Annotated in this window: 27 protein-coding genes, 1 tRNA gene and 3 pseudogenes; 22 read left to right on the forward strand and 9 right to left on the reverse strand. The window is 57.7% G+C overall.

Going from position 1 to position 24290, the window contains the following annotated elements:
- Positions 1-101 precede the first annotated feature (101 nt).
- Positions 102-1124 carry an HNH endonuclease family protein gene (locus AA309_RS22755; RefSeq protein ID WP_047191346.1) on the forward strand — a complete coding sequence of 341 codons (1023 nt, stop codon included), beginning with the start codon at positions 102-104 and terminating at the stop codon, positions 1122-1124.
- The gene (locus AA309_RS22760; RefSeq protein WP_047191312.1) at positions 1114-1722 is read left to right on the forward strand and encodes a class I SAM-dependent methyltransferase; all 609 of its coding nucleotides are present in this window, start codon (positions 1114-1116) and stop codon (positions 1720-1722) included. The genes AA309_RS22755 and AA309_RS22760 overlap by 11 nt, the downstream gene beginning before the upstream one ends.
- 166 nt (positions 1723-1888) lie before the next feature.
- On the opposite strand, the gene AA309_RS22765 is transcribed toward AA309_RS22760, so the two are convergent.
- The 4 genes from AA309_RS22765 to AA309_RS32410 form a co-directional block, all read right to left on the reverse strand.
- Positions 1889-2704: a helix-turn-helix domain-containing protein gene (locus tag AA309_RS22765; RefSeq protein ID WP_047191313.1), complete on the reverse strand. Its 816-nt coding sequence runs from the start codon at positions 2702-2704 to the stop codon at positions 1889-1891.
- On the reverse strand, positions 2701-3411 hold the full coding sequence (locus tag AA309_RS38050; protein WP_047191314.1) for a GIY-YIG domain-containing protein: 711 nt from the start codon (positions 3409-3411) through the stop codon (positions 2701-2703). Before AA309_RS38050 ends, AA309_RS22765 begins: the two co-directional genes overlap by 4 nt.
- Entirely contained in the window at positions 3408-4244 is an 837-nt protein-coding gene (locus AA309_RS37300) for an HNH endonuclease (RefSeq protein WP_342027977.1), read from the reverse strand. The genes AA309_RS38050 and AA309_RS37300 overlap by 4 nt, the downstream gene beginning before the upstream one ends.
- Positions 4245-4350: 106 nt before the next feature.
- Positions 4351-5253, reverse strand: coding sequence for a thermonuclease family protein (locus AA309_RS32410; protein ID WP_244470451.1), 903 nt, complete (start codon positions 5251-5253; stop codon positions 4351-4353).
- 192 nt (positions 5254-5445) lie between these two features.
- Between AA309_RS32410 and AA309_RS36730 the strand changes: the two are divergent.
- The 6 genes and pseudogenes from AA309_RS36730 to AA309_RS22805 all read left to right on the forward strand — a co-directional run.
- Positions 5446-5656: pseudogene (locus tag AA309_RS36730) on the forward strand (recombinase family protein); the annotation flags it as partial.
- Positions 5657-5743: 87 nt separating this feature from the next.
- Positions 5744-5854 carry a helix-turn-helix domain-containing protein gene (locus AA309_RS36735; RefSeq protein WP_244470456.1) on the forward strand — a complete coding sequence of 37 codons (111 nt, stop codon included), beginning with the start codon at positions 5744-5746 and terminating at the stop codon, positions 5852-5854.
- Positions 5855-5993: 139 nt separating this feature from the next.
- Positions 5994-6500: a toxin-antitoxin system HicB family antitoxin gene (locus AA309_RS22785; protein ID WP_047191316.1), complete on the forward strand. Its 507-nt coding sequence runs from the start codon at positions 5994-5996 to the stop codon at positions 6498-6500.
- A gap of 125 nt (positions 6501-6625) precedes the next feature.
- The gene (locus AA309_RS22790; protein WP_047191317.1) at positions 6626-7333 is read left to right on the forward strand and encodes an exonuclease domain-containing protein; all 708 of its coding nucleotides are present in this window, start codon (positions 6626-6628) and stop codon (positions 7331-7333) included.
- A 463-nt stretch (positions 7334-7796) separates the two neighbouring features.
- Entirely contained in the window at positions 7797-8318 is a 522-nt protein-coding gene (locus tag AA309_RS34550; RefSeq protein ID WP_150117699.1) for a hypothetical protein, read from the forward strand.
- Positions 8319-8373: 55 nt separating this feature from the next.
- Positions 8374-8811, forward strand: coding sequence for a hypothetical protein (locus AA309_RS22805; protein ID WP_047191320.1), 438 nt, complete (start codon positions 8374-8376; stop codon positions 8809-8811).
- Positions 8812-9254: 443 nt separating this feature from the next.
- On the opposite strand, the gene AA309_RS22810 is transcribed toward AA309_RS22805, so the two are convergent.
- Positions 9255-9896, reverse strand: a complete 642-nt coding sequence (locus tag AA309_RS22810) for a hypothetical protein (RefSeq protein WP_047191321.1) — start codon at positions 9894-9896, stop codon at positions 9255-9257.
- Between the two features lie 61 nt (positions 9897-9957).
- On the reverse strand, positions 9958-10626 hold the full coding sequence (locus AA309_RS22815; RefSeq protein ID WP_047191322.1) for a hypothetical protein: 669 nt from the start codon (positions 10624-10626) through the stop codon (positions 9958-9960).
- Between the two features lie 464 nt (positions 10627-11090).
- Between AA309_RS22815 and AA309_RS22820 the strand changes: the two genes are divergently transcribed.
- A tRNA-Ser gene (locus AA309_RS22820) sits at positions 11091-11180 on the forward strand.
- 204 nt (positions 11181-11384) lie between these two features.
- Here AA309_RS22820 and AA309_RS37485 read toward each other — a convergent pair.
- Positions 11385-11534 carry a hypothetical protein gene (locus tag AA309_RS37485; RefSeq protein WP_160310525.1) on the reverse strand — a complete coding sequence of 50 codons (150 nt, stop codon included), beginning with the start codon at positions 11532-11534 and terminating at the stop codon, positions 11385-11387.
- 611 nt (positions 11535-12145) lie between these two features.
- Between AA309_RS37485 and AA309_RS35425 the strand changes: the two genes are divergently transcribed.
- The 5 genes from AA309_RS35425 (at position 12146) to AA309_RS22840 (ending at position 15385) form a co-directional block, all read left to right on the forward strand.
- Positions 12146-12283, forward strand: a complete 138-nt coding sequence (locus AA309_RS35425; protein WP_160310526.1) for a hypothetical protein — start codon at positions 12146-12148, stop codon at positions 12281-12283.
- 794 nt (positions 12284-13077) lie between these two features.
- A complete protein-coding gene (locus AA309_RS22825; RefSeq protein ID WP_047191323.1) occupies positions 13078-13440 on the forward strand; it encodes a hypothetical protein in 363 nt (120 codons plus the stop codon).
- A 228-nt stretch (positions 13441-13668) separates the two neighbouring features.
- Positions 13669-14337, forward strand: coding sequence for a response regulator transcription factor (locus AA309_RS22830; RefSeq protein WP_047191324.1), 669 nt, complete (start codon positions 13669-13671; stop codon positions 14335-14337).
- Positions 14338-14625: 288 nt separating this feature from the next.
- Positions 14626-14991, forward strand: a complete 366-nt coding sequence (locus AA309_RS32415) for a response regulator (RefSeq protein WP_150117702.1) — start codon at positions 14626-14628, stop codon at positions 14989-14991.
- 94 nt (positions 14992-15085) lie between these two features.
- The gene (locus AA309_RS22840) at positions 15086-15385 is read left to right on the forward strand and encodes a transcriptional regulator (protein WP_084731544.1); all 300 of its coding nucleotides are present in this window, start codon (positions 15086-15088) and stop codon (positions 15383-15385) included.
- Positions 15386-15617: 232 nt separating this feature from the next.
- Here AA309_RS22840 and AA309_RS22845 read toward each other — a convergent pair.
- Positions 15618-16128, reverse strand: a pseudogene (locus tag AA309_RS22845) (DDE-type integrase/transposase/recombinase).
- Positions 16129-16358: 230 nt separating this feature from the next.
- Positions 16359-16577 carry a hypothetical protein gene (locus AA309_RS22850; protein WP_047191326.1) on the reverse strand — a complete coding sequence of 73 codons (219 nt, stop codon included), beginning with the start codon at positions 16575-16577 and terminating at the stop codon, positions 16359-16361.
- 658 nt (positions 16578-17235) lie between these two features.
- Here AA309_RS22850 and AA309_RS22855 point away from each other — a divergent pair.
- From AA309_RS22855 to AA309_RS33425, 8 genes and pseudogenes are all read left to right on the forward strand, one after another.
- Positions 17236-17556 (forward strand): hypothetical protein, encoded by a 321-nt coding sequence (locus tag AA309_RS22855; RefSeq protein WP_047191327.1) that lies wholly within the window; start codon positions 17236-17238, stop codon positions 17554-17556.
- 1484 nt (positions 17557-19040) lie between these two features.
- Positions 19041-20093: a YdcF family protein gene (locus AA309_RS22865; protein ID WP_047191329.1), complete on the forward strand. Its 1053-nt coding sequence runs from the start codon at positions 19041-19043 to the stop codon at positions 20091-20093.
- Positions 20094-20262: 169 nt separating this feature from the next.
- Positions 20263-20469: a YigZ family protein gene (locus AA309_RS36745; protein ID WP_052954939.1), complete on the forward strand. Its 207-nt coding sequence runs from the start codon at positions 20263-20265 to the stop codon at positions 20467-20469.
- Between the two features lie 71 nt (positions 20470-20540).
- Positions 20541-20771 carry a DUF1949 domain-containing protein gene (locus tag AA309_RS36750; RefSeq protein WP_052954940.1) on the forward strand — a complete coding sequence of 77 codons (231 nt, stop codon included), beginning with the start codon at positions 20541-20543 and terminating at the stop codon, positions 20769-20771.
- A gap of 103 nt (positions 20772-20874) precedes the next feature.
- Positions 20875-21390 carry a hypothetical protein gene (locus tag AA309_RS22875; protein WP_084731538.1) on the forward strand — a complete coding sequence of 172 codons (516 nt, stop codon included), beginning with the start codon at positions 20875-20877 and terminating at the stop codon, positions 21388-21390.
- 706 nt (positions 21391-22096) lie between these two features.
- Positions 22097-22804 (forward strand): carbonic anhydrase family protein, encoded by a 708-nt coding sequence (locus AA309_RS22880; RefSeq protein ID WP_084731546.1) that lies wholly within the window; start codon positions 22097-22099, stop codon positions 22802-22804.
- A 295-nt stretch (positions 22805-23099) separates the two neighbouring features.
- Positions 23100-23888, forward strand: a complete 789-nt coding sequence (locus AA309_RS22885) for a bestrophin-like domain (RefSeq protein ID WP_047191331.1) — start codon at positions 23100-23102, stop codon at positions 23886-23888.
- A 162-nt stretch (positions 23889-24050) separates the two neighbouring features.
- Positions 24051-24290, forward strand: a pseudogene (locus AA309_RS33425) (hypothetical protein); the annotation flags it as partial.

A 24290-nucleotide genomic window follows, 5' to 3' on the forward strand; every position in this document is an offset into this window, starting at 1 on the left:
CAATAATCTTCACTTTCACAAGAGGCTCACAGCTTCTGCTGGGGTAGCAAGTAGTATTGTGGATTCAACCTATCTGTATCAGCTTCTATGCGGTTACCTCTATGACGAGACACTTTCTCGATCTTGAGCCCACACTCGAAAATCAATGGCGAGCTATCATCCTCTTTGGACGTAACGCCGCCTCATACAAATTTGCCTTGTCAAAAGCGCTGCTGTCACTTTCGCCGTCCGGTGAATTGATCAAGTTAGAGGAGCTTGCGCTACCTTTCGCACGTGAAGTTTGTGCTCACCTCAAGATTGCACCGCGCCAGGCAACCAACTCCTCGAGCCGCTTCCTTGAGGCTTGCAAGCGATGGAACGCCGGGGAGCTAACAGACGATCAACTGCGCAACGCGACAGCGAAACTCGGGTTCGTGAACGTCATAGATGCCTTCCACAATCTCGATGCTCGCGAGCTTCCAAATCGGTTCTTTGTGGATGAGCGACGAACCAATGGCGGTATTCGCTTAACAGACGATTTCTGGCGTCTCAACAGTGCCTCATCACCCGAGGGGCTGAAACATGAAACAGAGTCTCGTTGGCGGCTGGTTGAGACTGCCTGGGAGCTCGGCCTCAGTCGATCCCTAATCGCCTTCGATGATCAGACAGAGGACCTCTTCGTCAGCCAGTCACATAGGCGGCAGGCCGTCACTTCGTGCCGCCATGCGTTGAATGGTTACCAGAAGGGACACTGCTTCTACTGCTTTGCGCCCATTTCTATCGTGCCAGGCGAAACAACATTGGCCGACGTTGATCACTTTATCCCGCATGTTCTCAAGCGCTTTCTTCCAGGCAACCTTGATGGAGTTTGGAACCTCGTGCTGGCCTGCGTTGACTGCAACCGCGGCACCGATGGGAAGTCCGACAGGATTCCTTCTGTCACCCTGCTCAGCCGGCTGCACGCCCGAAATGAATATCTGATCCAGAGCCACCATCCGCTCCGGGAAACACTCATGCTACAAACGGGTAGGTCGGCTCAGGAGCGTTCAAGATTTCTCCAGGCAATTCATACAGAGGCGAAACAGCTGCGGATCCATGATTGGAAGCCGGAGCAGAGGGGGAGCGCGGTGTTCGATGTCAATTGAGTTCTACGACCGCAATTCCGAGAGCTTTTTCGCCCAGACCGTTAGTGCGGACATGAGCGCTGCCCAGAACCGCTTCCTGCAGCATGTTCCGAGGGGTGGTCGCATTCTGGACGCAGGTTGCGGATCCGGCCGCGATGCAAAAGCCTTCGTGGGACAAGGTTACGAAGTCGAGGCGTTCGATGCGTCGGCAGAGATGGTCCGTTTGGCTGCTGCTCATACTGGGTTGCCGATCCGGCAGATGACCTTTCAGGACATGCAGTGGAACCGCTACTTCGACGGGATTTGGGCTAGCGCCTCCCTGCTCCATGTGCCACGGGCTGAATTGCCGGGGATAATGAGTAAGTTTAAGCGAGCTCTTAGGCCCGGAGGCATGTGGTATGTTTCATTCAAGCATGGTGCATCAGACCGTGATAAGGACGGCCGTCATTTCACTGATATGACTGAGGAGGCGCTCCGGACTGAGTTAAAGGCAATGCAAGATCTCGAAGTCGTAGAGATCTGGGTCTCGGAAGATGTCCGGCCGAACCGTGCAAGCGAATTCTGGCTCAGCGGTCTTATCCGCCGTGTGGCATCAGCTAGCAGCCTCGAGGAGTCCTGAGGGCTTTTTCAGTGCGCATCTTGTCAGGCCGGCTACGGAGCAGTTCACTATTGCTTGCTGAGAGAGACTGCACAAAGCGGAATGCCATCCGGGCTTGTCCAGTCATCAGTTAGCTCCCCGTCTAAAGCCGCGCAGAATGCCTGTGCTTGGGCCCGAGGGCTCTTTATCATTGCCCTCCCCCGGAAACCTGAGGGCTCACAACGACCACGTCGTCAATGCCAGCGGCAGCCCAATCGATGCTGGCAACAGCCTTTTGATAGGTCGTCGACGCTGCAACGATTGCTCGAACCGACAAGATCTTATGTTGAGCAGCATAGGCCTGGACGACATCGCTCAGGAGCCCCTTCGGCCACCAATTTGACGAGAAGGCTGCCTCGTAGTTGCCGATGGGCTCCTCCGGCAACAGCGCTCCATACCCGCCACTGATAATCAGAATGTGGATGCCACGCCCGCGCGCCTCTCTGATTTTCTCCCTTGCTACTTGGTAGAAATGGCCCTGATAGCGTTCTAGTGCTGGTCGTAAGAGTTCCTCGTTCAGGTATGCCCGGCGGGCGACTGCCTGGCGTGCTTGAATCAATCGTGTCTTGACTGCTTCCGAAAGATGATCAGTGAGCCTTGGACCCGTTGAATGAGGAAGTCCGCCATCTGACTTTGACGCCGAGCAAGGCACTAGAAAGAGGGTTCTCACCGGCTCACATTGGAGTAGACCTCTCTTACCCGCTTCGATCTGATCTAACCCGATTTTGGCGCGGGCTTGCAGCGCTTGGTTCAACGGGGCTGCTGTTTCCCAGCTATGCACCGCATAGTTCAGAATTTTACCCTTTGGCCCAAGGCGGCGCGTAATAAGACCTTTCGCCTCTAGCCGCCGGCAGATCTGATTGACCTGCTGCCTTGGCTTCACACCGGAACGCAAGGAGAGCTCGTCGTCGTCCTTGCCGCTTTCAGCAAACAGCAGTTCAAGAATCCGCTCTTCGTTGCTCATTCGTTTTCGAAGGATGCCTGCTGGAGCATCAGTTGCTCCATGATGCCGAGGAACTGGGAATCATATGTCTCATCGACATGGTTGTTGTTCCAGAGACCGGATCTGCGCACGCGGTCGCGTGGGCAGTGGTAGCCAAGCCAATGGTTCGATGGCTTGTCCGCCTCACTCGAGTTGAAACCGCTCAAGAGAGCTATTGCATTGCGCTCTATGTAGCCGCGAAGGCTATCGGGCCCCGGCTCGTCAGGCACTTCTAGCGCGAGCACCGGCATCGCTCCTATATATTGGCTTACCTCGCGCTCAAGTTGCATCTCTTTGGGTGCCGCAACCTTACGCTCAATCTTCTTGTCCCCCCAAGTTGCGACTGCGATGCTCGCGTCTCGCTGGGAAAGCGCAAGACCGACCAGGAGACGGAAAATTGAGCCTCGGTGGTTCCCGCCGCCGGTTCTGATAGCTCCACGGTGCTGATTTAACCGAACAGAAAGTGTGGCGCTCCCACCAACCTTGAGAGCATGAGTGCCAACCCGGACGATACGGGGTCCCGTGCCGGAAGTTGTTCTAGTTTCATGAGGCTCAAAGAAGAAATAGACACCTCTCCGCGGCCAGCGTCGCCTTTCTCCTTCGGATCGGAGCGGCCTTGCCTCGCCTGTCCGTCGGCCAAGTTCAGCTAGAATAGAGTAGAACGCTTGGAGATCCGCAAGATGGCTCATGCTTTGATACTAGCCTCTTTGCATTTAACCGCCTCAATGAGAGCGTCGTTCTTCGATTGGCCATGGACGCCATAATGGATCTCGCGGTGGCAGCTTGGACAGACTGCTCCGACGAAGCGAGGATCGTCTGGCCCACCATCACTAAGGCGCCGTGTATGATGAGGCTCTAAATATGGCTCGCCTTTTAAGGTCATAAAGGGCGCCGGCTGATTGCAGCTCTCACATACCCCTGCAGCTCTCGCAAGAACGTAGCGACGCACTGCCTCTGATCGTCGGTAAAGGCTGCGCCGAGCCTCGGTGCCAGTGGCCAGAGGCGTGCTTTGTGCAGCCGTGAAAGCCCGTCGGCGCAGAGCTGAGAGGTCAATCTCAGCTTGGTCAGCCGGGTGTTCTGTCTCAATCTGTTCGTCTGCGGCGCTGCTGGGAACCAACTCGAAGACAATAGCACGGCGATGATTGCTCTCTCGATCGGGTGCAGTCTCGAAGCTGTAGCCAGCACATTCGAACTGCCCTAGAAACCGCACCCCTTCCCGGCCTCGTGTCTGGAAAACGAGGAGGTCCTTGCCGTCAATGAGGTGGTCGCGAATGGCGCGATTGCCGCGTTGAAAGACCATATCGCCAACCTGACCCTCGCCGAAGTAGCGAAAGGTGCCCTCGCTTGTCCAACCATCTGCGTAGCCGTGCTGCTCCCCGCTCTCGCCAGTGAAGACGATTATGACGGGGTGCTCACCCGGCGTGCAGATGCCGCCTTGTTGTTGGCCTCCATAAACCGCATGGATATCACGGCGTCGACTATAAATCCTTTGCTCCTGGAAAGGCCCCCACGGCATACTCATTCCTCCTAGATGCTGAACTCAATCGATTGGATTCACCGAAATTGCGGCCAGTCTGCCTCGCCAACCCGGACGTGTGGTGCGGTCAATCGGCCAGGACTGTGAACTTCTAGCACCAGCTTCGGCGGGCTCCATCCCAAGGGCGTGCTAGGCCTTCGGCGATCAGCGTTTCGCCTACCGAATGACCGTTGCGGGATATTATACGGAGCTTGCGTCCGTAGACGTCCTCATCCCGTCGGCCGTGATAGGCAACTTCGAATGGGCCAGCATTCATCAGGTCCAGCAGGCGGAGCTTCGCTTTATGGCCAAGTTCTAGTTCAGAGGTGCACTTCGGGCTGGAAATCTCGGGCGTGTCGAAGTCAGCGAGCCTGATCTTCACTCCCTCATAACGGACCGTGTCTCCGTCGATGACGCAGTTACGCTCGAGCGAAGATCCACATAACCGGAAGGTGGCAGAGGAGATTCCAGAACCTGAGTGGGATTGGGTAAAGAGCTGGGAAGACGGAAAGAATTTGAACGCCAGGCCTCCGGCTATTGCGCCGCCGGCAAGCCCCACCAGAAGCAATTGGGGGATCGATAACGACCAGCGCGGAAGCCGCGTTTTCGCCCCGCCTCTAGGCTGACGCCCGATCGTAAATAAGTTGCTTTCTGGCGCTGGCTTGCTCGTCTCCCAAGGACCTGAAGCCCTTCTCGTTATTCTACCTAAGACAGCACCACCACGCCCTCCAGAAGCTTGCTTGGCCTTCCGGAAGTTCGACCGCAGCCCCGAGAGGCTGATTGCGGTAAGGGCAGAGAGGCTCCAACTGAATGCGGCCCCCAAGGTAAGGAGCCCCCCAACTACCAGAAAGCCAGTCAGGTCAGCGCGACCGTTTTCAATGAAGTCATGGACCAGCAGAGCCCCGACGAACACCCAGCCGACTACAGCCACACCGAGCATCTTCTTTGCTTGGCGTGGTGCCGGAATTGGCCAGCGGCGTTTGCCGTAGTGATAGGATTGTTGACGTCTATACATGCGATAGCCCCCCAGTAAGCTGAGTATACATTCCTGCGTGATCAAGGAAACCACTGGAGGCAGGAGGCAGGTGCAGAGCGCATTCTCCAAAGGATGAATACTCTAATTGCCTATACCTCCGTCTCAACTGAGGGGTAGATCCTCAAGGCCAAGTCGACCAGCTCAAGGCAGCTTGGATAGAGAAAGTCTTTAATGAAAAGATCCCTGGTGTCCGGGTCAACCACCCCCACCTCAGGAAGGTCATCGCTACTCCGGCGTGACGACGTGCTCCTCGTCACCCGACTCGATCGCTTGGCCCGCTCGACCCGCGACTTGCTCGACGTCCTCGACGAGATCGCGAAGAAAGGCGCCCCCGCACGGGCGACTGATGTTGACGGTGCTCGGGGGATTGGCGGAGTTCGAGCGCGAGCTCATCCGGGCTCGAACGGGCGAAGCGCGTGAGCGGGCAAAAGCCAGAGGCGTGAAGCTCGGTCGCCAGCCGAAGCTGACAGTGCATCAGAGGCGAGAGGCATTGGCTCGGCGCGAAGCGGGCGAGCCCCTAACCGAGATCGCCCGCTCCTATAATGTAAGCCATTCGACAATCTCACGGCTACGGGCTTAACAAATGCTTTAATCGTTATAACGGCGCTAATTGATCATTGTGTTCAAGTCACTAAATAAATATGCAGTCATGTGACTTGACTTCTTATCTCATCGGCCTCATGTTCATCTCATAATCACATGAACACAAAGGTGTGGCGATGGATATCAAGCGCATCCACCCCGTAGCCAAGTCCAACGGCGAAAAGCCGATCAAAAAGGTCATTAACGGAAAGTCCTTTAATACGGCGACGTCAGAAATGATTCACGAAGAGTGTTTTGCGGAAAGGGATGATGATCCGTATCCATACTGCGAGGCTCTTTATAAGACTAGATACGGAGCATACTTTATTGTTAAGTATAATGAGGAATACTATAACCCCCACAACGAAGAGATTGATTTGAGGGATGCCATTGAGCCCCTTCCTAAGGAAAAGGCTATGGCGTGGCTCGAAAAGTATAACAACAAGAAGATCTATGATTACTTTGATGTGGAGGAGGCAGGAGATGAGGATACTACTCTTACCTTGCGTATGAGTAAGTCTCTTAAGAAGCGTCTCTCTGAAGCTGCTATTGATGCGGATCAATCTCTCAATGCTTGGTGCGTGAAGACCCTTCAGCGTGTGCTTGAAGCTTCGCGGCAACAGACTGCTAAGCAAGATGAATAGACCTCCCAACTGAATAAGGGGCGGCACAGGCCGCCCCTTACTTTCTCCGGCACCGGAAACTTGCTGGCTTGACGCTACAGAATTTCAAGCGAAGAGCACTTATTGTCAGTGAGAAGAGGACGGCCATGACCATCTACTCCGACAAGCCCATCCGCTTCCGCGTCCTCGATCTCGAGACTACCGGGACCAGCCCTGATGATGCAGTGGTGGAGATCGCGGCAGTCGACCTCATCGGCCGAGAGGTTGTTCCTATCGGATCGGACCTTGTCCGGCCCCACATCAAGATCCCGCCTCAGGCGTCGGCCGTGCACCACCTCACCGGTGAGGACGTGGGCCACTGCCGCCCTCTTGAGGAACTCCTGCCCCACTATCTCGACTACTTCCGCGACGCCGACATTGACGTGTTCGCCTCGCATAATTGGCGCTTCGATGGTCAATGGCTTGGGGACAAGCTGGATAGGCGCCCAGTGATCTGCACCTACAAGTGCGCACTGCGGGTCTGGCCCGATGCCCCCGCTCACAGCAACCAAGCACTTCGCTACTGGCTCCGGCCGAAGGGCTCGTGCTCGGTGTTCGCCAGCAACGCCCATCGCGCCCTGCCCGATGCCTACGTCACGGTCTTTCTCCTGCGCGAGTTGTTGGAGCTTGCCACCGTCGAGGAGCTCGTGGCCTGGACGATGGAGCCGGCGATTTTACCTCGCGTCACGTTTGGCAAGCACCGGGGCATGCCATGGAGCGAGGTCCCCGCGGACTACTTGGCTTGGGTCGCGGAGAAGTCCGACCTGAACGATGACGTGAAGTTCACGGCCGAGCACTACCGGCGCCTGCGCTGAAGGGAGTTCGGACTTCAGACACAGACCTACCAAACAAGTATTTGGTGAAGGAAAATGGAAGGGACACTAGTGGAAGAGGCACTATGGGGCTTTGCAGGCGGCATCCTCGCTTGGTTAATTACAACGTTGGTTTTTCAGCCGATGGTGGCCTTCGCTACACTCCGGTCTGAGATAGCGGTTGCTCTGTCTTTTCATAAAAATGGCCTTCCCTTAGACGCCCATTCATTCGATGGGTTGGATGAGCACGAGAGGGAATTTCAAAGAGAGAGGCTCAATAACGCCCGACGTGAACTCTGCCATTTAGCGACACGTTTCATGGCATTCCATCAGACTGAGCTATTTGCCCCGAAGATCCTCAAGTGCCCTTTCAGCATTGATCCTCAGATGGCAGCGCGGAGCGTCTCGTCGGCGCGCCGGCGAAATTGGAGCTGGCGAAGGAAAACCCGGATCATTGGAGGCCATTGTGGAACTGCTTGAATCGCTGCCCGCGTCGGACTGGCCCGAGCGCTGGACTGGTCTTGGCAAGAGCTCAGAACGTTGCCCCACACTTCTGATTGAGCGCCTTGCTGACCGCCTAAGAAACGGGCGCATTGAACGCGAAGATGCTGTCATCCTCTGGGACGTGCCACTGAGGGACGCATCTAGTCATCCTATCCTCAATGTCGCTGTCGGGTTCTTGCCGCCAGGAGCGTTTTCTGGCCTGCCCCGTGATCATATTGAGCGCACACGGTGGCGAGTTTGGAGTAGCCAATGGTCGCACATGCATGGCTTGCCGCTTGTCTCTGGCGCTCTCCGCACTGGCGGCGCAACGCCAGAGGGCAACGTAGCTCAATGGATCGTCCATACTGGCTTTGAGGGTGAATCTCTGGAGAATGCAATCACGCACTTGGAGGCGCACATCCACGACTTCTCGCGTGACCGCGTTCAGAAATTCGTGGACCAATATCGTGCCCTTTACAGCGCAGGCGACGAGGCTTCGGATTGAATAGCACTCGAGCGTGAAGCAATAGGGTCGGCTGTGTGTCGATAGGAGACACGGTATGAAAATCGCTAAATGGAACTGGATAGCCCTACGTCCCAACTCCATTCAGATTGGCGCGTGGATCAATGACGAGACGAGACATGGCAAGAAGACAACATATATGACTACCGCTCATTATGAGCCCCGGACACTTGCCCGTATAGGTCCCCAATCCACAGTGTCAGTCTTTAAGAACGGCCACTGGATTGCTTATACAGGCCCTCGCTCGCGCTTAGAGCTTGAGAGCTATGTCACCGACATCTTCAAACGGGAGCTTCGAGACCGTGGCATAACCAGGCCTGCTGGCCAGCCTTGGCCAAAACCATGGAGTGAACTCAAACCTGACCTCCTCGCAATCATGCATGACCCGAAGCATGCTCTAATGAAGAACCCTTTGGCGAAGGTTGTAGATGAGGGGATCGCTCAAGAGGGGCCGGAAACCGACATCGGAGCCTAGACACGAAACAGTGTCGGAATACTCGGTAGCTATTCGCGGGATATAAGGTCATCGCCAGCCTAGTTCCGACGCGTTCTTGAGAATTGGATCAATCATGGTTTTTGGCGGAAGCGCTATCCTTCTGTCCGTGCCCCGTCGTTCTGCCAAATTGCTCTGATCAGAGCATTGTTCTTTGACTGGACATAAATGCCATGATGGATCTCGGAAGATCTTGGTATTACCAACTCTCGACACTTAAGACTGGCCTCCCACATCCAGCGTTAGGGCCCGGCGACAATGCAAGGGGAGCGAGTAATGAATGTTAGAGCCGATCGTCTCCAAGCGTCAGAGTTAGAAAGAATTCCGTCGAGTGCATCCAAGAACCCAAAGGTTGACATTGTGGAGCCCCTCGAGACGAGCCGTTGCGACACCACACTGCCACTCCATGCGCCGAGATTCCTGATCTATGCAGCCCGCAACCCGGCAGCCTCCTCCAGCTTCCGCTCGACGTAGGCCCGCTGCTCCTCAACCGACAAGCCGCGATTGCCGGCAGGGCCGCACAGCGCGTCGAGGTCGGCTGCATTGTCGAGAGGACCACCTATAAGCCGCTTCAGTATCTCCGTGTCTATAACCGTCCCGCGCCGTTTGGCGCGGTGGATGGTGTCCTTGCTCAGCCCGGTCATACGGCAGGTATCCCGAACGAAGTTGCGGTCAGTCCCGTGAGCCACTAGCCAGAGGTCCAGCCGCTGCCGCATCAGCAATGCCTGCCTGACGAAGGATTTCACCTTTGGCAATGTCCGGTCGATTTGCTTGGCATCGAATTCCTGCTGGCGATCCTCATGGCCGTATTCCATGAGGATCGCCTGAAGCCGGTTCTTATCACGCATCAGCTCGGCGATTTTGTCGTGCAACGCGCGATTTTCCTTAATTATCTCTAGCGTGAGGAGCTGTTGATTATCGGCTTGGTCACGCCGCAGTAGAACCACGTCGTGCGGCCCAAGCTTGGCCGCATCAATGATACCCCAGAAAGCTGTTCGGGCATTTTCCCTTTCGGCGCTCGGAGCCGAGCACCCCATGCGCAGCAACTTGTTAATTTTGTCGTCCATGTGGAGCACTCCCAAGGCGAAAGGTCCCCGCACAAGGCGGGGACCTCCGTTGTGAACCGGGTTAAGACGCGCGGCGCTGCGATGGACGCGACTGCTCGTCCACTGCGCCCAAGAGTTGCAGGCGCGTCTCGGCTTCGATCCGCGCTTTGAACTCCTCCTTCCATGCTTCGGTAATCTCACTCAATTTCTCGAGTGAGGTAACCGTCTTCTCTAACCCGTCGTTCTTGGCCTTGAGGACATCCACCTCATGCGCCTTACGTTGGAGCGCCATTCGCATCGATTTGAGATGGTTGCGAGCTTCGGATGGCGGCCGGACCCGTAGGGCCACACTGATCGCCGTCTCTTTCTCGACGCCATCCGCGATGGCGTTTTCGACCTCATCCCGCAAGGAGGTGTCAAAGATCGCCTCCATTCCGGTTGGATCTCTTGGCTTCGGGGTCGTCACCTCGACCGCAGGGAAGTCAACGCCAACGAATTCCTGCGGCACCACTTCCGGCCTCGGGTGCAGGACCTTAGGTCGGATCTTGCCACTCGTGACGTAGTGACGACGCGATCCACCTTCACGGAGCAACGGCCTAATACGGCGCAGGAGCAACGACCTAGGGTAACCGGGCAAGCCAGTCTTAAAGGCGTAGTCCTGCAGCGTTTTGCCGGGGTCCGCATCGACGAGTGCAAAAAACTCGTCATCCGTTGGCAGCTTGATGCTGCCAGCGCCATTTGTTGCCGCCATGGCAACCTCCAATGTCGCGGCCAGGACTTATTCGGGACGGCTCAAACGTCATCAGCCTGCCGCAACCTGCGAACGGGTAGTCTAAGTTCAGGTTCCACCTCCGACCGTAACCGGCACAGAGAACAAGGGTTAATCCCGCTGATAGAGCAAAAGGGGTAGCCTGCGATGGGTGGCTTAAAGACGTTCGGCGTGGTTCTCAGGCAATGTTGTTTGAAGTTGAGGCGCGCTACGCTACCCAGCCTTTAGCTTGGCAATATATTAAGTGGGGAGGACTGATGCAAAAATGAATTGTCCTGCTCACTCGGAGCATGGCTCAACTTCCCAGAGTTGGCCGCTAGGCGGTAGATTGCTAACACTCGCGGCGCTGCAGCGGCGCACTCAGACCTAGAATGACAGAAAGCTTATGCGCAAGAGGGTCTCATCCACCCCGCCTCAACCAGCGGGCCCGAGGGCCTTCGCACCCTGGAGAGGTGGCAGAGTGGTTGAATGCACCGCACTCGAAATGCGGCATACGGGCAACCATATCGGAAGTTCGAATCTTCCCCTCTCCGCCAATCTTCTGCGGTAAGTATTTGTCTTCTATGCTGAAAACTTGACCCGGGATGGAATGGCCCCAACATCGGCCCAAATAGTGGCGTGCTGTTACGAACTGCTTCAGCAATCTATTTTTCAGGTCTCCAGCACACGTCCGGAGGCGGTTCTGCCCGTCTTGGCGACATGCGCATTCGTTACTGTCCCTCTGCAGGTGAGGTCGTGGGTCATCCGAGCGTCCTTGCAGGCAGCACAAATGCGATCGTCGAGAGCGCCCGCCAGCTGGCAGCCAGGATGGCGTCCATAGCCTCGACCTCCTCGCCTACCGTTTCCGGAGCGATCAGCCGATGCCTCCCATGGCGTTCGAAGCCATTCATGGCGCACTTTCTTCGGCTTCGTTACAGTAACCAGAGAAGTGCCCACAGGCGCCGAGCCACGGTACCGATCTCCTCAACGGCCTTGGCCGATCGCAATTGCTGAGGGTTAGGCAAGCACATGAGCCCGGTCGAACGGGGCGGCCAGGCAGTCAGATTGACGAACTTCCGTTCGCTTGGCGTACCAGGCTTCGTCAGCAGGAAGCGGTTGTGACGGATCACACTCGAAGCGCCGGAGCGCTCGTCACTCCATGCGACAGGCTGCCGCCTCGCACGAGAGAACCCGAACCCTCTTCTTCCAGAAAGAAGCTTCCTCCTTAGCGTCTGCCGCAGAGGGAGCAGGATCAGGAGTGATCCTCAGATTTCGGGAGGAGTATGCGTCCATATACGCCTTTAAAATACGCCGTTGGATGGGGGCTCCCATTACCTGAGTCAAACATGACAGCAAGTTTTCAGAGCAGCAGCCGGTCCAGCGCGAACAATTTAACTCAGTTGATGGCGGAGACACGCAGGCGTGCAGAGAATGGTTTGATATGAACAGGGTCGCCATGCCGCGCTATTCCTTTCACCATCATATCAATGACAGGATAATATAGGATGGCACTGGAGTTGCGTTGCCAGACCTCAAGCTGACCCCTGACGCAGACTGGGCCGCAGAGGTGTGGGCGGACATCATTGCAGAGCTTCAGCCCGACCAGATCACGGTGGTGACGGACGAGAATGGCAAGGTGCCGTTCGTCGCTGCCAGATGATTGCCTCTTCCCTTTTTGATAGGAGAGCCAGGACGTTGAGGTTGCCAATGTTCGGGTCTGCACGGCGGGTTGAAGACACGGTTGCCCAGGCCATGGCCATTCTCAACACCCGAGGACTACAAGGCCAGACCGCAGGGACCTCGCACCTCCGCACCAGTTTTGAAACTTCGGAAGCTCAAAGACTGGCGTCAGGAGTGACAGCAGACCACCGGACCTGTTCAATAAAGGGCTGGAGCGAGTTATGCAGCCCACGGACTAACGAACTGGACCTGATCGGGAGACTGCTCTGCCAGGGACGGCACATCAGCGACTTTCCCTGTGGCCACGCCTGCTGTCTCGAGTCTGGCCTTTACGTTCTTCCTCTGTAGCACCGTCCAGGTTCGTGAGGTCAAATGGACATCCTTGGTGGAACGCGGTCCGATTTCTTTATTATGGGGCATCCGGCCTCCCTCCCGCTTACTGCTTAAGGACCACCTCATGAGGTGTCTGACGGCTGCCAGCTTCTGGCTTGGTTGTGATCAACAGCATACGTCGGCTTGCCCGAAAGCGCCTTAACCTACATTACTGCACTCTATTTTATTGCTGTGGCTTGGCCATTCACAAAGGGCTTACGCAAAAGTTGTGGCTCGCACGCTCGATTGAGCGCATGATTGGCAATGCGTGCCAGACCTACGGCAAGAACGCGAATACCTCGCTCTGGCTGATCAGCATATCGCCGAGGACAACAAACGTTTGGCCGAACAGCTTCGTCTCATCGAGTGGATGATCCAGAGCGGCCACGCCACGATACGGCCTTGGCTGAGGAATGCCTGCTCAAGCTGCAACAGGACCTCTGGGAGTGGCGCGCGCATCGCCAGTTCATTATCGACACCATCAAGCGGAGCAGGGTCATGCGTTCGGCTCAGCGACAGGTGGCACTCACGGCAGACTTGGCCGCCAGTGTGGCGCGCGTGGTCGAGAAGGCAGGGCCGCAATCCACCTGTTTCGACGAGGACAAGCCGGATCGGGGAAGCGACAGCCGGTACACACCTACATTGGCAATGTTCATCAAAAACCACATAGGCCACAGCAGGGCCTGTGGGTGGGGACGCAGAACGTGCGTTACTGTTGCCGGTTTTACCCCCGTCTTGGTCTACCGCTTCTGCCAAATGATCTAGGCCGTTTGGCTGAGTGGACCCGAATCCAAGCGCTAAATTAACAAGGACAAAAGTCATAGAGCCGTTTGATTCGAAAACAACGAGGCAGTCGCCCAGAGAGACTTTGTCAAAGTCCTCACCACGTTGCGTATCCAGGTGCCGAAGGCCTCTGTCATAAAATAAATACAAGTGTTGATCGGCAGCACAGCGGCATTGTGATCTTCAGAATAGCCTTTGGGGGGCATAACAATGTATGTTGTCGTGGATGACCGGCCGATGGTTACGGCCGGATACGTCGCAAATTTTGACCAGGAACGCATCCCGTCATTGGGGTTGTCCTCGGGAGAGTTTCGCGACTGGCTCCAGGCGAATGCGAGCCGCGCTCTGGACCAGGTGCAGGGTTTTCTGCTCGGCGAGAGCGATGACCGCATCGTCACTGCTGCAACGATCCGCCGGCACTCCCAGGCACCGGTTATCGCCTTGTGCGAAGCCCGCTCTCTGGAGCAGACCCTCGACCTGTTCTCAGCCCGGTTCGACGATGTCGTGCGCCAGCCCGTTCACATCCGCGAAATCCTGGCCCGCTCAGAAGCCATCTGGCGCCGTATCAATAATGGCCAAGCAACGGGGACTGGAGAGGAGCGTCTCAAAGTCTACTTTGACGGGCGAGACCCTAGAATCGACGGCATCAGCCTGCCCCTGCCGCGCCGGGAGCGTCATATCCTCGAACACCTCGTGCGCCACCGCGGCCGCTGGGTCAGCAAAGGCCAGATTTACCGCACGATCTACGATGCCTCTGACGGATTGGAAGCGAGTGTGGTCGAAGGGCACGTGAGCAAGTTGCGCAAGAAATTGCGCCAGGGCCTCGGTTACGACCCGATTCAGGCACAACGACACGCGGGATACCGCTTCCTCGGCTAATGCCTGTTCCTCTCCCAGATGCCCGTAAGAGCACACCATGAAGGGACTCCAGTGACGACTCTTCTCATTATCGTCGTAGCAGGCTCGCTGGCGGGCCTCACCGTCTTGCCGCTGGCGCGCATGGTGATGGCAGCTTGGAGGTTGCGACGCTCGTAGACCTGTATGCCCGTTGTGACGCTGATGGCCGAAGGACGCAGCCTCGAAACCAGGACCACTGTCCCCGAAGTCGGGCTTTAACCCTATCGGACAACCATCCTGCTTTTCGCGCCCATGTCGGATCCTGCTGTCATGGTTGCGCGCCACATTGTCCTCCTCGTCGAGGAGGAAGGCTTCGAACTGATCGACGCTCCGTCCGCCCGTTATGCCGTGACCGTTCTCACCGCTTGTGACGACGTGAACGTGCTCTTCACAGACGCTGATATGCCCGGTCAGTTGACCGGCTTGGATCTGTCCCACACCGCCAAAACGAGCTATCCGGAAATTGCGGGGATTGTCGTTTCAGGCAAGCTGCCATCCAGATTCAGCGGAGTGGCTCCGGAGGTACGTTACATGCCAAAGCTTTACCGGATGAACGAGGTCATTCAGGTCATTCACAAGACGATGGCAGAACGCCCCCCGCAAGAGGTCTTGCTCCACCGCGCCTCAAGTTGCTGACATCAAGGAATTGGAGCGTCGGATAGGCCTTTTGGCCTAATGGACACGCCGGGTTGATCCGCGTTCTCTCGCCTTGACGTACTTTGGGGCTGCTATGATCAACCTGGACCGAGCCAGCGAACTGACTGAGATCCGAAAGCATCTCGGATTCACACAGCCAGCGATGGCGCACCTCCTCGAACTGAATACCCGAAAGTATCAGGCGTTCGAGTGGGGAGAGTGTGAAATCCCCAACCTCTATATCCTGGCTGCCGAGCGGATCGCACTGGCTTATGCAGTCATGGACAAAGCCCCTATGAAAGTGCCGTCTGCACTACGGGAAGAGGCGCTCATTCTCGCGAGGCTGACTGAAGCGTCGAGCCCCGCTGAGATACCTGCGCAATCGGCTTCGTAGCTGCAGATGACGGAATGAAGCCAAGACACAGCAGTGCTGTCGAGTGCTATGAGCAGATGCTGAGATATTCTTGGGCAGACGGTCTCAGATAGGCGAACCCCTTGAGGGCGCTTGGCGTGCGCTCCAGAGGCCCTTTAGCCCTCCCTTCACCCCTTCACGCCAACCCTTCGGCAGGCGATGTCACGTTAACCGGCGTTGGGCGTGCTGAGGTGAATTCAACTGCCTGATAGGTTCAGGCGACAACACAGGCCACAGCTTTCCATTCCGCCATGGCGTCGAGACGGTGAAGATGGATGACAAGGGCAGAGCGGCGAGAGCGGGATGGGACGAAGGAATTGCGGACAGCTGAGAGACTGTGGTGAACCGCTGCATCTCCCGCTGATCGAAAGTCCTGCATCGCAAGTTCTTGCCGGCGCAGCGGCAGATGCGAATTCTCCGCGCGGTTGTTCAGGCCTTTGTGCGAACGGTGCTCAAAGGCCGGCATGATCTGGTGTCGGGTGGCCGCATAGGAGCCCAGCTCGTCCGTGATCATCCGCCACGGCGGGCAGCCCTGCTTCTTCACCGAACGCTTCAGCAAGCGTAGAGACGACAATGCCGTGCTCCAGCAGCATCTCCTCAACCAGGCGCAGGCTCAGTGGAAATCAGAAACATAACCAGACTGCGTGAGCGATGATCTCAGGCGGCAAGCGATGGCGTTTGTAGTTGATGGGCCTGGTCATGTCGGACCATCGACACCGCTCGATTTCATGCCTGAGTTTACGTGGCGACGCCGCAGGACCCGGGTTAGAAGTGTTATGGTTGACAGATTGCCTTACGAAAGAAGCGAATGGAGCAATTCACTTGAGCAGAAAACGCTCTGGCTTGAGCAGTTGGAGCGCACCGGACTTTCTTCCATACAATCCCGGCTTCCCAAAGCTCATCGGCCTCACCGTCGGATCTATTGGCCTTCGATGACAGGCCATGATGGCGCTGATTACCCGAAACGCCAACCTAGGCTCATCCCGACCGCCGAGCGGACAAGAATAGAGCCGCAGATGACGCACTGGTATTCAGCCTCGCGTCCAATATCGGCCACAGGACTTCCGATATCGAGTTTATCTCCCACCCATTCCAAGGTGTCGTGCGGCCTCTCTTCTTTCCTGTTCCGCGCAACAAGCTTCTGGCAGTCTTCACACGGCTTGGGATCGGCCATGGCGGACACTCTCGTTTCGGTTATGCAAGAGAAGCCCCGATTTTAGGCTTTATCTTGACCGGCGACTTGCCTCATTGGGCCGGGTACAAGCGTTACAAAGCCATGTAACCACTAAGTGGCTGATATTGTTTGGGTTACAAAGGTTACAGCGGGTACGAGCCAAAATGCCGGCAGCCGAGATGTGTGTCCCCGGACAGTAGGCCTTGCCCCCGCTTAGCAGGATGACCGCGAAGCATGGGAGGTCAGGCAAAGGGCAGGTTTCCGGGATAGGTCGTGACCTCGGAAGAAAAGGGGCTTGTGGTCGAGTGCACTGAGCGGATGCTGAAGTTCTACGGCAGAATCTGATTAGGCAGCTTTCATTCCGGCGACATCAAGTCATTCCAACTTACGATTTGTTAGCTTTTCGGGCGCAGCCTTCTCCTGTGCCGAGTTGGCACGGTCATCGTTCTCCCTGGAACCGGCCGTGAAAGGCGGCCTACCTTGAGCGCCAAGTGTGTGGCGCTCTTTCTTCGATGGGCCCTGTCACTGAACGCAGCAGACCTGGGCCAAATTGACCGGGACCGTCAGCAGTCTTCAGAAAGACGGTCTTATTGGTGAGGGCCTTGAAAATGCCCTCGCATACATTGCGCACATCAAACGGTACAGAGAAGGAAATACCATGATTTTCCGCATCGTGACTGCTACCGGCCTCCTGCTTGTTGCAAGCCATGCCATTGCGGCGCCATCCAAGCCCAAGCCTGCTACTGCGCTGGTCATCACCAACGCTCGCGAGGTACCTGCGACTGATCTCGCTGTCGGTGCCAATGGGCAAACTGTGAGGATCAAAAAGCCCCTAGCCCCTCAGGCAAAGACCACTCTCAAACTGCCGAAGATGACGGGTTGCCAAGTGGCTATCGCCGCGAGCTTCCCCGACGAAGCCTCCATCCAGATGGACGAGTTCGATGTGTGCAAGGACAACACCGTCCGTCTGACAGATTGATCCGCTCACTGCGTGCTTATCTTGGCACGGTCGGTTCAATGAATCGATCGCAGTGGCCACCCTGCTAGAGCGCCAGCCGAACAGGCGCTCTTCCTTGTGGAGCTCAAGGCAAGCGGGGCTGCAGGCAGCCGTTCAGAAAAAGCTATACACTTTTCATTCCCCGCAACGGGAGCGGACGAGGGGCTGCGCTGGATTGACCAGCCAACGCGGGCGCATGCTGACGACCCAATGTCGAGCTGAGGCTTTACCGCTGAATAGGCCTGTGTCACACCCCGTGGGCTTGGGAGCTCGGGAACGGTCAAAGTGAAAAAGGTCATCCTCGGCGCGATGCCGGATTGTGCCTGTGTAGGTGGTGTTCTGCAGGATCATGAGCGCTCCCTTTTCGGATCAGGAGAACCGCGAAGCGTCTGCAGAGTTCCTTGTCGCTATGCCAGGAGCGTTTAATTTAGGTTTTCTCCTCCAGCCGTTCAGCCGGCGTTTCTTTGCGGAGGCGTTCCCTTAGGCCCTCCAACTCACGCTGCAATGTTTCAAGCCCCCGCGAGAGCCCGCGCATGGTATCATCAACAAAGCGAGAGCTTGCACTGGCATCGGGGCAGTCGGCGGTGCCATCCCGCCGCAAGCGTGGGGCGACCCCGCCTTGCGGGGTGAGTAGATAGGCACAGCCTGTCTCCGGGTCGCGCCATACGGTCGGTTGCTCAAGTGCGAGAGCAGGCGAGCAGATTACTTGCAAGCAGCTAATAACGGCGGCGAAGCGAATCACGGTGCCCTCCATTTTGAGGACAATGCGCCACAACGACTAAAGGACGAAAGCCACAGCTAGAACACGCGAAATGGCTTCGCTTGCTTACCCATCCCCTGTCAGGTGAGTCGAGCGCGACAGCTAAGCCATTGAGAATGATGGCGCACCCGACATGATTCGAAGGTGTGACCCGTACCTTCTGGGCAACGCTCTATCCAGCCGAGTTCCCGATCGAGCGATTGCCATCATCCGAGTGCGGTACCCTGTCTCCAGTTGGGCCTGCTGTAACCCTCTGTGTTACCTGACGGCACGTTCAGGGAAACGGCCAGTACGGGAATGGATCGATATCGGGGAGCTGGAGGGATCGAGACCTCCTGCGGCAAGTTTGTTACCCCAGGCGTTCCCCGAGGCACCGATGCACACTCTGCTAAGGCGCGCGAATTATCCAAGCTTCTGGTTTTTCTTCCAGTATTTTGGTGGGTGTACAAGGACTCGAACCTTGGACCCGCTGATTAAGAGTCCACCACTCTTGCTGGCGCTGGACGACATTGCTCCGGTGCCTGGGGCTCAAGAGCGCTGTACGTGACATGGAACGCAAGTCAGTCCCGGACTGTCGGCGAAGGTCGCTCCACGCCCCGATGCTCCAAGAGAGACCTGCCCTTGCAGATTCGCCGTCCACGCGGTTGACACAGACATGTCACACGGTTCAGCCTCAATTGCCGAGGCAACCCCGGAGATCAGCCCTATGCGGAAGATCGCAGTTCTTGGCGCGGCCGCCGTCCTGACAGCGTGCTCCTCCCTTCCAACCTATGCCCTTGACGAGGGCACCGCCGATCGGATCAAGACCCTCGTCGACACCGGCATGCAATACTACTGGTCCGGTGGCGATGTGAAGAAAGCCGAGGCCGAGGTATTCAAGGGCATCACCCTCCACGGTCGCTATGACGTGGTGGAGAAGGCTTTTGCAGAGGCCTCAGCTCTAGCCCCTCACCGTCTGGATTTCCGCTACGCCGTAGCATCGTCCCAGATTCTGCAGAAGAACGTCGCCGGTGCCCGTGCGACCTACGAGGATATCCTGGCACGGGATCCTGCCTCCTTTGACGCCTACGCTTGGCTTGCGGCGCTCGCCCGGATCGAAGGCAATCAAACCATGGCGACGCTTGCCGACCAGGCTATGGCAGGTCTCGATCGCACCCGCGCGGAAGCCTACCGCCAACGCTTTGTTCGGGCTGAAGCGATCATGACCGAGCGCCCCAACGTGGATGTGCCGACCATCCCGGGTAAGGTCATGATTGTAGCGCTCGGCTATGCGCTGGCCAAGGACGGCACGCCCGAGAAGCCACTGCTCGACCGTTTGGACGTGGCACTGAAGGCTGCCCAGGCCAATCCATCCGCCCGCATCATGGTCACAGGCGGGCAGCCTCAGGCTGGCGTCACGGAAGGTGATGTGATGACCAAATGGCTGGTCGACAAGGCGGTCGACCGCGACCGCATTCTGATCGAGGACAAGTCCAAGGACACGGTGGGAAACGTGCTGAATGTGGCCAATCTCCTGAAGCGCCACACAGCAGACGCGGTCATTCTGGTGACGAGTGCCAGCCACATGCGGCGGGCCCGCACCCTGCTCGAAGAGGCGTTCCGGCAATACGATCTTGATACCCGGATCGTACCTGTGGTGGCGCTGGACGCTCCCTCTGTGGAAGAGGCGGCCAAGGTCTCGCAGGACGAGCGCCTGGTGATCTACCGGGACCTCATGCGGGTCTCGGGGGTATGGGCCTATCCGGGTCTCCAGCAATAGGGGACGTGTCCCCAATCGACCTGGGTGCCGTGGCGGATCACCCCATCTGTTGCGATCCACCCGGGTGCAACATCAGTCGCACGAGGAGGTTCGGCCTCAGCCCGGCATCCCTCTCGGTCCTGGGGAATCTGCGCGTGGACCCAAGTAGTAAACCGCGAGTGGTGCTGCGATGCCACTGCCAAGACAAGCGAAGACCAGGAAGGCCGCGAAGGACTTCATTGCCGCGCACTCCGATCCAGGAGCCAACCACAACTGCTGGGCCTGGTGGGTCAGAGCTATAGGTGGCGGCGATGATCGTGAGCCCAGCGGCATGGCCGGCAAGCCGATCCTGCAGGTATTGATCGGCTGCTTCTCGACAATGTCGCTGCTGTCGTGACCCGCCGGTTTGGCGGCGCTCTCTTTGGGAGCGGCAGTCTCGTCCGGGCCTATTGGTGGCACCGCCGCTGAATGCCTCCGGGCTGGAGACCGATCGAGAGCGTAGCCGTTCGTGAAGCCGCCATTGTCGTATCCTTATCCGATCTTGCCTTGGTCAAGGCGCGGCTTACCGGCACTGCCGGCGTGCGGATCAGCAAGGAGAGTTTCTCCGAGGTTGGCGCTACGATTACGGCAGAGCTGCCCGAAGCGAACGTCCAGCCCATCGTCTGGATGCTCACCGATATGACGCGCGGTCGAGCATGAATCACGCTAAAACCGTGAAACCCTCCTATGGGTGCGATCGGCCACAGCGGTTCGGTAACGTCTTCAGGCTATCAGTCTGGTTCTGTCACACCGGATTAGGACCATGAGAGCAGTTCTCGGCATGAGCCTTGTGCTCGCCCTCCTCTCGGCGGGAGCTTCTGCCGACGGTGCAAGCCTTGCTGGCTCCCTGTGGCAGTGCACCCGGGCATCCGACAAGTCCCGGTTTGTGATCACCTTCTATCCCGGGGGCGGTGTCGGCGGCGGGGAGATCCAGGAGGGCGAAGTCAGCCCCTACATCTTCGATGCCTCGAACATGAAAGAGGGTGAGTGGCCCGGACGCTGGGAGCAGAAGGCAGACCGCTTTACTTGGCGCTTTCCCGACCAGCACATGGAGATCGCCGGCACCATCCATGCGCGAGGGCAGTCTCGGGCCAAGCTGATCGGAGTTGAGACGGCATCCGGCGTGAGGGCAGCGATCACCTGCGGAGCTTTGACCAAGTTGCCCCGGATCGGGGAGGGGCTGGTTATTCCCAGAGACAGCCACTTCACTGACCTTGAGGACGGTGAGGGCGAGCTCAAGGTGCCCGCCGGGATTTCCCTTCAGCCGCAAGCTCAGTAAAGGCTGATCCACCTGGACGGACAGAGGCGAGGCTGGCCCGGGTCAACGTCAGATCAGCAAGAATGCACCATCTGACTTTCAGTCAGAGGGTCCTGGGTTCGAGTCCCAGCGAGCTCTCCGCCCAATCTCGGCTCCATCGCATTGCTGTCGCCGATCAGGCTGCCATTCATCCCGATAGGCCTGTTCTCCCGCCGTAAGCAGACCTTCATTCGGCACGCCTGAATTTCTTACTTTGACCCGCAAGAGACATTTGGATTGTTGTCGACCATCTGTGCACACAACCAGGATCACCCACCATCACAAGCACGACAGGCTGCAGATCGTGAGGAAGTTCGGCACGCTGACCTCTGGTCCCCATTGGGGGCTCCCCGCTTTCACGGGTCTGTCCCACACGACCGAACGACCAGATGCCGAATTTGCGGTACGCACCAATCCTGACGACCTCATTCCCGGCTCAATATCGGCCTAGCCTTCGCATCAGCTCGGGTCTTCGGTCCGGGCAGGCGATCCCGGTGATTGTCAGGAAATCGATTGTGGAGTCGAGGAGATACGTCGGGGTTGGTGGTGATGCTTGCCCCCTCCGACCAGGTCATGCCCAACCGGATGGTTCGGCGGGGGCATGCGGCTGGGCAAGAGGGTCGCGGGTGGGATCAATCCGGCCGCCACGGCGCCAGATGGGCAAAGGGAGATTGAAAGGGAGGTTGAGATGTTGTCACGTCGGCACTTCTGCTGCGCCGGTGCCCTGGCCAGCACCGCAGCAACCTTCGGCAGGGCTTTTGCGGCGGACCAATGCGCGGCGCCGACGCAGGAGCGGCAAGCTGCCATGAGCCCCGATGACGCCCTGAGGGAGCTCAAGGCCGGCAATGACCGCTTCCTGTCGCAGAACATGCGCAACTGCGACCTCCTCAGCCAGGTGAGGGCGACCGCCAGCGGCCAGTATCCCTTCGCAGTCGTCATTGGCTGTATTGACTCCCGCGTGCCCCCAGAGCTGGTGTTCGACCAGCGCATCGGCGACATCTTCAGTGCCCGCATTGCCGGCAATGTCGCCGAGGACGATGTCGTCGGCAGCGCCGAGTTCGCGACCAAGCTGGAGGGGGCGAAGCTGATCGTCGTGCTGGGTCACAGCGAGTGCGGCGCGGTCAAGGGCGCCATTGATGACGTGGAACTCGGAAAGCTCACCCAGCTGCTCCAGCGCATCAAGCCGGCGGTCGAGGCGAACAGGAACGCTCCAGGCGAGCACACCTCGAAGAACAAGGACTTCGTGCGGCAGGTGGCGACCACAAATGCTAGGTTGGCAGCCCAAGGGCTTCAGCAGGACAGCCAGATCCTTCGTGATCTGGTCACCCGGAATGAGCTCAAGATCGTTGCGGCGATGCACGATGTCGCCAGCGGGCGCATCACGTTCATGGAGTAAGGGCCGGCGACAGAATGAAGGTCCGCTCCTGGCACTTCTCGGAAGTAATTGGCACTTCTCGGAGGTAACGCTTTGGTCTGCTTAAGTCGGCCTAAGCAGATCTTCGTGACAGACCGGGACCTTCGGTTCCGGACTCGGTGCAGATATTTGCACTGCGTTGCGCCAGCCCCGAACGAACGCATAGTCGCTACCTCGTTTCGGCCCGATCCTGAGAGTGCTCGCCGTGCAGATGGAACCGAGTGTCTTCCTCGCACCTGAATGACTGGCTATACTGCTTGCCGAGGCGGCGGAGATCATGGACTGGCTATACAAGCTGATCGCTCATAGCAGCGATGCGGTCATTCTCGTCGGGGGAGCGATCAGCACCGCCGTTCTCGCCCTTGTTCTCGCCCAGGTCTCGCGGCGGCTTCTTTTTTCACCCTACGACGAGGCGTTGGAGAGCCACAGCAAACTGGCCGATGTGGTTCATGGAAGCCTTCTGGCATTCTCCGTTTTCGTTCTTGCTCTGGTGCTGACGGAAGTCCGCTCCAATCTCGGGAAGGCTGATGACGCGGAGCTTCGGGAAGCTTCCGTCATCACGCGGCTTGTCCGAGACCTCCAGGCTTTGGGGACCGAGGATGCGTCAACCGCGAGTGAGCGCGTTAAGGACTATGTCAGGTCGGCGGTCTCGGCAGAGTGGGAGACGCTCGCCCAGTATGAGCCCTCGCTTGCAGAGGAAACAGATCGTGCCATGGCGTCGCTCGTCGCGCAGGTCAACATGGTGGCAGCGGACAATCCCGCGGCCGCCGGCGCCTTACGAGCTTACGTGGAGAAGCTGGAAGATCTGCGCCAGAGCCGGCTCGAGATCGCTACAAAGAGTGTGCCTTCGGTGTTCTGGTGGGTGTTGGCCGTCTTCATCATTGGCGCAATGATTATGAACGGGCGCCATAAACTGGACGCCTTCGGAATGACGCTGATCGCCTTTCACATGGGGGCAATCGGGTTGGTTGGTGCGTTGATCCTGGTAATGGATTCACCGTTTCGAGGAGAAACGAGCGTCTCACCGGCTTCGCTGGTGAGGGCTGCGAGGCTGTCTTTACCGTAGTGCTGCTGCCCAGGTGGAGCCCGCTCGGGTCTTGGGAGCACTTGAGCTGGACGCGTCAGACGCAGTGTTGTCGAGGCGAGACCTGTTTGCTTGGCTTTGTCGCAAACTTTTCGTTTCAGAGTTTCGGCGATTGGGATGGCGGTCTCAGTAGCGGAGGAACGGGTGTCCAAGGGTAGACATTTCGATCGCTCGGTTATCCTTCTGTGCGTCCGGTGGTATCTCGCTTATTACCTCTAGCCTCAGTCTACGCGATCTCGAAGAGATGATGGCTGCGCGCGGCATCTCGGTCGATCACGCGACCATTCACAGATGGATCGTGCGCTATTCGCCCGACCTGCTAGAGCGGTTCGAGCGGCGCGGAAGAGCCGTCACCGGCAGGTGTTGGGGTGGACGGCCCCCTTT

It is taken from the genome of Microvirga vignae, assembly GCF_001017175.1.
Classification (GTDB): Bacteria; Pseudomonadota; Alphaproteobacteria; order Rhizobiales; family Beijerinckiaceae; genus Microvirga; species Microvirga vignae.

What these genes read in the sequence shown, in the direction of transcription:
- AA309_RS37300 (WP_342027977.1), bottom strand. Translation starts at nt 4,244, where the DNA reads ATGAGTATGCCGTGGGGGCCTTTCCAGGAGCAAAGGATTTATAGTCGA.
- AA309_RS22830 (WP_047191324.1), top strand. Translation starts at nt 13,669, where the DNA reads ATGTATGTTGTCGTGGATGACCGGCCGATGGTTACGGCCGGATACGTC.
- AA309_RS37485 (WP_160310525.1), bottom strand. Translation starts at nt 11,534, where the DNA reads ATGAATGGCTTCGAACGCCATGGGAGGCATCGGCTGATCGCTCCGGAA.
- AA309_RS22840 (WP_084731544.1), top strand. Translation starts at nt 15,086, where the DNA reads ATGATCAACCTGGACCGAGCCAGCGAACTGACTGAGATCCGAAAGCAT.
- AA309_RS22855 (WP_047191327.1), top strand. Translation starts at nt 17,236, where the DNA reads ATGATTTTCCGCATCGTGACTGCTACCGGCCTCCTGCTTGTTGCAAGC.
- AA309_RS22765 (WP_047191313.1), bottom strand. Translation starts at nt 2,704, where the DNA reads ATGAGCAACGAAGAGCGGATTCTTGAACTGCTGTTTGCTGAAAGCGGC.
- AA309_RS22805 (WP_047191320.1), top strand. Translation starts at nt 8,374, where the DNA reads ATGAAAATCGCTAAATGGAACTGGATAGCCCTACGTCCCAACTCCATT.
- AA309_RS22785 (WP_047191316.1), top strand. Translation starts at nt 5,994, where the DNA reads ATGGATATCAAGCGCATCCACCCCGTAGCCAAGTCCAACGGCGAAAAG.
- AA309_RS22760 (WP_047191312.1), top strand. Translation starts at nt 1,114, where the DNA reads ATGTCAATTGAGTTCTACGACCGCAATTCCGAGAGCTTTTTCGCCCAG.
- AA309_RS22885 (WP_047191331.1), top strand. Translation starts at nt 23,100, where the DNA reads ATGGACTGGCTATACAAGCTGATCGCTCATAGCAGCGATGCGGTCATT.
- AA309_RS22850 (WP_047191326.1), bottom strand. Translation starts at nt 16,577, where the DNA reads ATGGCCGATCCCAAGCCGTGTGAAGACTGCCAGAAGCTTGTTGCGCGG.
- AA309_RS38050 (WP_047191314.1), bottom strand. Translation starts at nt 3,411, where the DNA reads ATGAGCCATCTTGCGGATCTCCAAGCGTTCTACTCTATTCTAGCTGAA.
- AA309_RS32415 (WP_150117702.1), top strand. Translation starts at nt 14,626, where the DNA reads ATGGTTGCGCGCCACATTGTCCTCCTCGTCGAGGAGGAAGGCTTCGAA.
- AA309_RS22790 (WP_047191317.1), top strand. Translation starts at nt 6,626, where the DNA reads ATGACCATCTACTCCGACAAGCCCATCCGCTTCCGCGTCCTCGATCTC.
- AA309_RS32410 (WP_244470451.1), bottom strand. Translation starts at nt 5,253, where the DNA reads ATGTATAGACGTCAACAATCCTATCACTACGGCAAACGCCGCTGGCCA.
- AA309_RS22815 (WP_047191322.1), bottom strand. Translation starts at nt 10,626, where the DNA reads ATGGCGGCAACAAATGGCGCTGGCAGCATCAAGCTGCCAACGGATGAC.
- AA309_RS36750 (WP_052954940.1), top strand. Translation starts at nt 20,541, where the DNA reads ATGCCTCCGGGCTGGAGACCGATCGAGAGCGTAGCCGTTCGTGAAGCC.
- AA309_RS22810 (WP_047191321.1), bottom strand. Translation starts at nt 9,896, where the DNA reads ATGGACGACAAAATTAACAAGTTGCTGCGCATGGGGTGCTCGGCTCCG.
- AA309_RS22865 (WP_047191329.1), top strand. Translation starts at nt 19,041, where the DNA reads ATGCGGAAGATCGCAGTTCTTGGCGCGGCCGCCGTCCTGACAGCGTGC.
- AA309_RS22755 (WP_047191346.1), top strand. Translation starts at nt 102, where the DNA reads ATGACGAGACACTTTCTCGATCTTGAGCCCACACTCGAAAATCAATGG.
- AA309_RS22880 (WP_084731546.1), top strand. Translation starts at nt 22,097, where the DNA reads ATGTTGTCACGTCGGCACTTCTGCTGCGCCGGTGCCCTGGCCAGCACC.
- AA309_RS36745 (WP_052954939.1), top strand. Translation starts at nt 20,263, where the DNA reads ATGCCACTGCCAAGACAAGCGAAGACCAGGAAGGCCGCGAAGGACTTC.
- AA309_RS22875 (WP_084731538.1), top strand. Translation starts at nt 20,875, where the DNA reads ATGAGAGCAGTTCTCGGCATGAGCCTTGTGCTCGCCCTCCTCTCGGCG.